Consider the following 5675-nt stretch of genomic DNA (forward strand, 5'->3'; position numbering starts at 1 on the left):
CTGATCTACCGGCCGTCCGCGGTCACCCCGGTCGGCCCGTTCCGCGTCCTGAATTCGTCGATCGACCCCCGCTTCGACGACACCCGCAACCGCCCGGTGCTGGTGCAGACCTTCCAGACCGCGGCCGGCGGCCGGTTCACCCTGGCCGTGGCCCACCTGAAGTCCAAGGGCAGCGCCTGCGGCGATGACGACCCGGACACCGGCGACGGTCAGGGCAACTGCAACCTGACCCGGACGGCCGCCGCGCAGGCGCTGGCCGACTTCCTGGCCACCGACCCCACCGGCAGTGGCGACCCCGACCGGATGATCGTCGGCGACCTGAACTCCTACGACCACGAGGACCCGATCCGGACGCTGACCGGCGCCGGCTACACCGATCAGATCGCGCGGTTCGGTGGCGCGGACGCCTACAGCTACGTCTTCGACGGCCAGGTCGGCTACCTCGACCACGTCCTGGCCTCGGCCACGCTGACCGGCCAGATCACCGGGGCCGGCGAATGGCACATCAACGCCGACGAGCCGGACGTGCTGGACTACGACACCTCGTTCAAGCCGGCCGAGCAGGACGCCCTGTACGCCCCCGACGCGTTCCGCGCCTCCGACCACGACCCGGCGCTCGCCGGGCTGGCCCTCACCCCGGCGACCGCCGCCGCCTGCTACGGCCCGGCCCAGCGGGTCGCCGACTACGCCCCCGGCCCGGCCGGCTCGGGCCGCCCGGTGGACCGCGACGACCCGGCGGTCGCGCTGGGCCCGGCCGGTTCCGACCGCGGAGCGCGGGACGCCGTCGCGCTGGGGCTGGGCGGCCGGCTCACCCTGGAGTTCACCCGGCCGGTGCAGAACCTGCCCGGCGCGGACATCGCCGTGGTGCCCGCCGTCCCCCGGGTGGTCACCGACCTGGCCGACCGGGCCCGGGTGGCGGCGTCCGCCGACGGGCAGACGTGGGTGGACCTGGGCCCGGTCCGGGCCTACGGCGCCGGTTCGGTCGACCTGGGACCGCTGGCCGCCGCCCGGTTCATCCGGATCACCGACGCCACCCCCCGGCTGCCGTGGCCGCTGCGCCTGCTCCAGGACGGGTTCGACCTGGACGGCGTCGACGTGCGGGCCGGCTGCGCCTGACCGGACCGCCGGACGGACCGGGCCCCGGTTCAGGACTTGGTTCCGGACCCGGTTCAGGATCCGATCAGCGCAGGACCGCGACCACGATCGCCACCAGCAGCAACGCGACCAGCGCGACGGTCATCCAGCGCCGGGTGACCTCCGGCAGGGGGCGCCGGCTCATCGGGCGGCCTCCTGCGGGGCGGCGGGGACCGCGCCCCGGTCGCCGTCGCGGCGCGAGTGCCAGGCCAGCACGGCGTCCACCGCGCGGTCGATCAGGCCGGCCAGCAGGTAGCACAGCGGCCCGAGCACGGCGAGCAACAGCACGACCTGGATCCAGTAGGACTGGCCGGCGATCCACGACTCGACCGCGTCGACCACATCGAGCACGGTCTGCCACATGCCCTGCAGGGTACGCAGGCGCGCCGGGTCCGGGCCTACTGTGGGCGCCATGCTCGCCGTCTACGCCGACGCCCCGCATCCCGACGATCCGCTGGCCGGGATCGTGGTGGGTGAGCGCCCCGAGCCGGCCGTGCCGGACGGGTGGACCCGGGTCCGGGTCCGGGCCGCCTCGCTCAACCGGCACGACCTGTGGACGCTGCGCGGGGTCGGCATCCGACCGGAGCAGTTCCCGATGATCCTGGGCTGCGACGGCGCCGGCGTCACCGACGACGGCCGCGACGTGGTGATCTACCCGATCATCGCCTCCCCCGGCTGGAGCGGCGACGAGACCGTCGACCCCCGCAGGCACATGCTGACCGAACGGGAACCGGGCACGTTCGCCGAGTACGTCGCGGTGCCCGACCGCAACCTGCTGCCGTTGCCGGCGTCGATGACCCACGCGAGGGCCGCGGTGCTGGGCACCACCTACCTGACCGCCTACCGGATGCTGGCCACCCGCAGCGGGCTGCCGGCTGGGTCGACCATCCTGGTGCAGGGGGCGACGGGCGGGGTGTCCACCGCGCTGATCCAGCTCGGCCGCGCGCTGGGCATGCGGGTCTGGGCGACGTCCCGGACCGAGGCCGGCCGGTCCCGGGCCGTGGACCTGGGCGCGCACGCGGCGTTCGAGACCGGCGCGCGGCTGCCCGACCGGGTCGACGGGGTGTTCGAGTCCGTCGGCAAGCAGACCTGGGCGCACTCGATGCGGGCGGTACGGCCCGGCGGGGTCGTCGTCTGCTGCGGCGCGACCAGCGGCTATGACCCGTCCGCCGACCTGCAGCGGCTGTTCTTCCTGCAGATCTCGGTGATCGGCTCCACGATGGGCACCCTGGACGAGATGCGCCGGCTGATCGCGGTCTGCGACGCGACCGGCCTGGTGCCGGTGGTGGACCGCACCTACCCGCTGGCCCAGGGGGCGCAGGCGCTGCGCGACCTGGAGGAGGGCGGCCCGGGCAAGCTCGTGCTGGTGCCCTGACCGGCCCGCGCCGACCGCCCCGATGACCCGACCGCGATGACCCGACCGCGATGACCCGACGGGTCGGCCCGCTGGCCGGCGTGCTCGCGGCGACGGCGCTGTCGGTCACGGCCAACAGCGTCGTCGCGATCGCGGTGCCCTGGCTGGTGCTGGAGCGCACCGGCAGCGCGGCGCTGGCCGGCCTGGCCGGCGCGGCGGCCATCGCCCCCATCGTCCTCGCCGCGGTGTTCGGCGGCGCCCTGATCGACCGGATCGGCAAGCGGCGGACGTCACTGATCGCCGACGGGCTCAGCGCCTCCGCGGTCGCCGCCCTGCCGATCGCCGACGCGACCGTCGGGCTCGGCGTCGGGCTGGTGCTCGTGCTCGTCGCGGTCGGGGCGGTGTTCGACAGCCCGGGCGCGGCCGCCCGGGAGGCGTTGCGGCCGGACGTGGCCCGGGCGGCCGGCGTGCCGCTGGCCCGGGTGAACGCGTGGGGCGAGGTCGCCGAGAACACCGGCTCTCTGGCCGGTCCGGCGCTGGCCGGGCTGCTGCTGGTGCTGGTCGGCGGGTTCGGCACGGTCTGGGTGGCGGTGGCGCTGTTCCTGCTCGCGCTGGCCGTCACCGCGGTCCTGGTGCCGGCGCACCTCTCGGCCCGGCCCGCGCCCGAGCCGTACCTGCGGTCGGTCCTGGACGGCGTCCGGTTCCTGCTGCGGGACCGCACCCTGCGCGCGATCACGCTGACCGCCGCGGTGATCTGGCTGTTCCTGCTGCCGTTCGAGTCGGTGGTGCTCAACGCCTACCTGAACGAGTCCGGGCAGGTCGTCGCGTTCGGCGTCATCCTGGCCGCGTACGCGGGCGGGGCGATCGGCGGGGCGCTGGCCTACGGGGCCGTCGCGCACCGGGCGCCGACCCGGGTCGCGCTGGTCGCCGCGCTGGCCCTGGCCGGGCTGTCGCTGGGTGCGTTCGCGGCATTGCCGCCGGTGCCGGTGATGGTCGGGCTCGCCCTGGTCGCCGGCGTCGTGACCGGCCCGATCAACCCGCTCTGCGCGGTCATCGTGCAGTCCCGCACGCCGGAACGGTTCCGGGGCCGGGTGATCGGGTCGTACACCGCCCTGGCCCTGGCCGCCGGGCCGCTCGGCCTGCTGGCCTTCGGCCCGCTCGTCGACACCTACGGCCCGGCCGCCGGTTTCGCCGCGATCGGGGCCGGCCTGATGCTGGCCGCCCTGGTCGCCCTGCTCGCGCGGGGGCTGCGCGGGCTGGGCCGGCCGCCGCGCCACGTCTGAGGCTCAGCCGCGCCGCCCGAGCAGGGTGACGACGAGGATGCGGTCCACGGTGGTCAGGAAGCCGACCACCCGCGGCGCGCACCACAACACGCCTAGGCCCAGCAGGGCGTACGCGATCATGGCCGGCCAGGTGTCGAGGAAGAAGCCGGGCCACAGCTGCGTGCCGTGGTGGACCGTGCCGTCGGCCGCGACCTCGGCCGGCAGCCAGAGCCGCCACGCCGGGTAGGTCAGCGCCCCGAGTCCGGCGCTGTAGAACGCGACGGCGACGGTGAAGGTCAGCGGGGCCAGCCCGATCTTGACGCAGAAGTACGCGACCGCCCGCCAGTGGGCCGGATCCCGCACCACGGCACCGATCGCGGCGATCGGGCCGGGGCGGCGCGGCGCCGTCCACGGCGGACCCTCGGTCGGCAGCTCGAGCAGCGCGGCGGCCAGGGACCGCTGCACGAGGCCGCCGAACCGGGCGACCAGCAGGGCCAGCACCAGGATCGGGACGCCGGCGTAGATCACCACCAGCCCGAGCCCGACCGACAGCAACGTCACCAGCAGGGTGAAGAACGCGATCGCCGGCACGAGATCGACGACGGCGTAGACGAGTTCGGCCCAGGCCCGGGGCGAGGTCAGGCCCGGGGCCGGGGTCCGGCGGACGAGATCGGCGCGGCCGGCCGGCGGGAGCTCGGTGGGCCAGGCGGTGGTGGTCATGGCTCGATCGTTCGCCCGACCCGGGCCGCCGCCCAGCGGTCGAGGGTGTCGGCTCGGGTAGGGCTAGACCCCCCAGGCAGCCGCGATTCGCTCCTGGCGTCGCCGCCCGACACCGGCCGGCCCGCAGCAACGGGGAGACCGTCCGCGTGGTCGGGTCACCGGCCTGCGGCACCGGTCGTACCGTCCGGCCTGACGGCGTCCCCGGACACGGTGTCCCACCGCTGAACGGCCAGCGCGCCGCGCGCGACCGCGCCGGGCGGGGTCAGCCGCAGCGCGGTGTCCCGGAGACGGCTGGTCACCGGCCCATCGGCCTGCAGGACCCGTCCGAGCAGGCGCGCCTGCCGGGCGACCCGCCGGGTGCGCGGGCGGCGCAGCCGGTCATAGGTGGTCAGGGCGGCGTCGACATCGTCCGCGCGGTGAGTGCCGCCGTCGGTCCCGACCGTCCCGGCCAGCAGGGCGACCAGGGTCGCGGCGTCCTCCAGCGCCTGGTTGCCACCCTGCCCCAGGTTCGGGGTCATGGCGTGCGCGGCGTCGCCGAGCAGGACGCACCGGCCGTGCCGGAACGTCGGCAGCGGGCCGGCCAGCTCCTCGATGGGCAGCGCCTGGATCCGGTCGGCCGGGGTGGCATCGATCAGCTCGGCGATCGGCGCGTGCCAGGCGCCGAACAGGTCCAGGACGGCGTCCGGGCCGGCGGCCAGCGGCGCACCGGGCGGCTGCGAGCGCACGGCGAACCAGTAGACGCGCCCGTCGGCCAGCGGCGCGATGCCGAAACGCAGGCCGCGGCCGACCGTCTCGCCGGTCCCGTCGCCGACGTCGACCGGCCGGTCGGTCACCCCGCGCCAGGCGACGTAGCCGGCGGGCCGGACGCCGGGATCGCCGGGCCGGGCGGCGCGGATCCGGCTGCGGATGCCGTCGGCCGCCACCACCACGTCGACCGTGAGCCGGGTGCCGGCCACCTCGATCGTCCGGCCGTCGCCGCTGACCCGCTCGACTGCCGCGCCGGTGCGCACCGTGCCCGGCGCCAGCGCGTCGAGCAGCATCCGGTGCAGGTCGGCCCGGTGCACGACCGCCACGGTCCGGGTGGCCGCGGGCGGCAGCCGGACCAGCCAGCGCCCGTCCGGCCGGCGCTGACCCGCCGGCGCGGCTGCGATCGGGCCGCCGGGTGCGGCGCCGATCGCCCGGGCCGGCTCGGCCAGCCCGAGCGC

The 5675-nt window shown here is 76.4% G+C and carries 5 protein-coding genes and 1 pseudogene; 3 read left to right on the forward strand and 3 right to left on the reverse strand.

Annotation, left to right across the window (positions count from 1 at the left end):
- Positions 1 to 1116 (forward strand): annotated as a pseudogene (locus ACOJUF_RS09775) (hypothetical protein); the annotation flags it as partial.
- Between the two features lie 159 nt (positions 1117 to 1275).
- Here ACOJUF_RS09775 and ACOJUF_RS09780 read toward each other — a convergent pair.
- Entirely contained in the window at positions 1276 to 1497 is a 222-nt protein-coding gene (locus ACOJUF_RS09780) for a hypothetical protein (RefSeq protein ID WP_420121666.1), read from the reverse strand.
- A gap of 49 nt (positions 1498 to 1546) precedes the next feature.
- On the opposite strand from ACOJUF_RS09780, the gene ACOJUF_RS09785 reads away from it, so the two are divergent.
- Positions 1547 to 2509 (forward strand): zinc-binding dehydrogenase, encoded by a 963-nt coding sequence (locus ACOJUF_RS09785; RefSeq protein WP_420121667.1) that lies wholly within the window; start codon positions 1547 to 1549, stop codon positions 2507 to 2509.
- Positions 2510 to 2559: 50 nt separating this feature from the next.
- Positions 2560 to 3771, forward strand: coding sequence for an MFS transporter (locus tag ACOJUF_RS09790; RefSeq protein WP_420121668.1), 1212 nt, complete (start codon positions 2560 to 2562; stop codon positions 3769 to 3771).
- A 3-nt stretch (positions 3772 to 3774) separates the two neighbouring features.
- On the opposite strand, the gene ACOJUF_RS09795 is transcribed toward ACOJUF_RS09790, so the two are convergent.
- A complete protein-coding gene (locus ACOJUF_RS09795; RefSeq protein WP_420121669.1) occupies positions 3775 to 4470 on the reverse strand; it encodes a sensor domain-containing protein in 696 nt (231 codons plus the stop codon).
- 155 nt (positions 4471 to 4625) lie between these two features.
- A partial coding sequence (locus ACOJUF_RS09800; RefSeq protein ID WP_420121670.1) for an FAD-dependent monooxygenase occupies positions 4626 to 5675 on the reverse strand: 1050 nt, incomplete at its 5' end.

The sequence above is a fragment of the Nakamurella sp. genome (genome assembly GCF_048594475.1).
Classification (GTDB): Bacteria; Actinomycetota; Actinomycetes; order Mycobacteriales; family Nakamurellaceae; genus Nakamurella.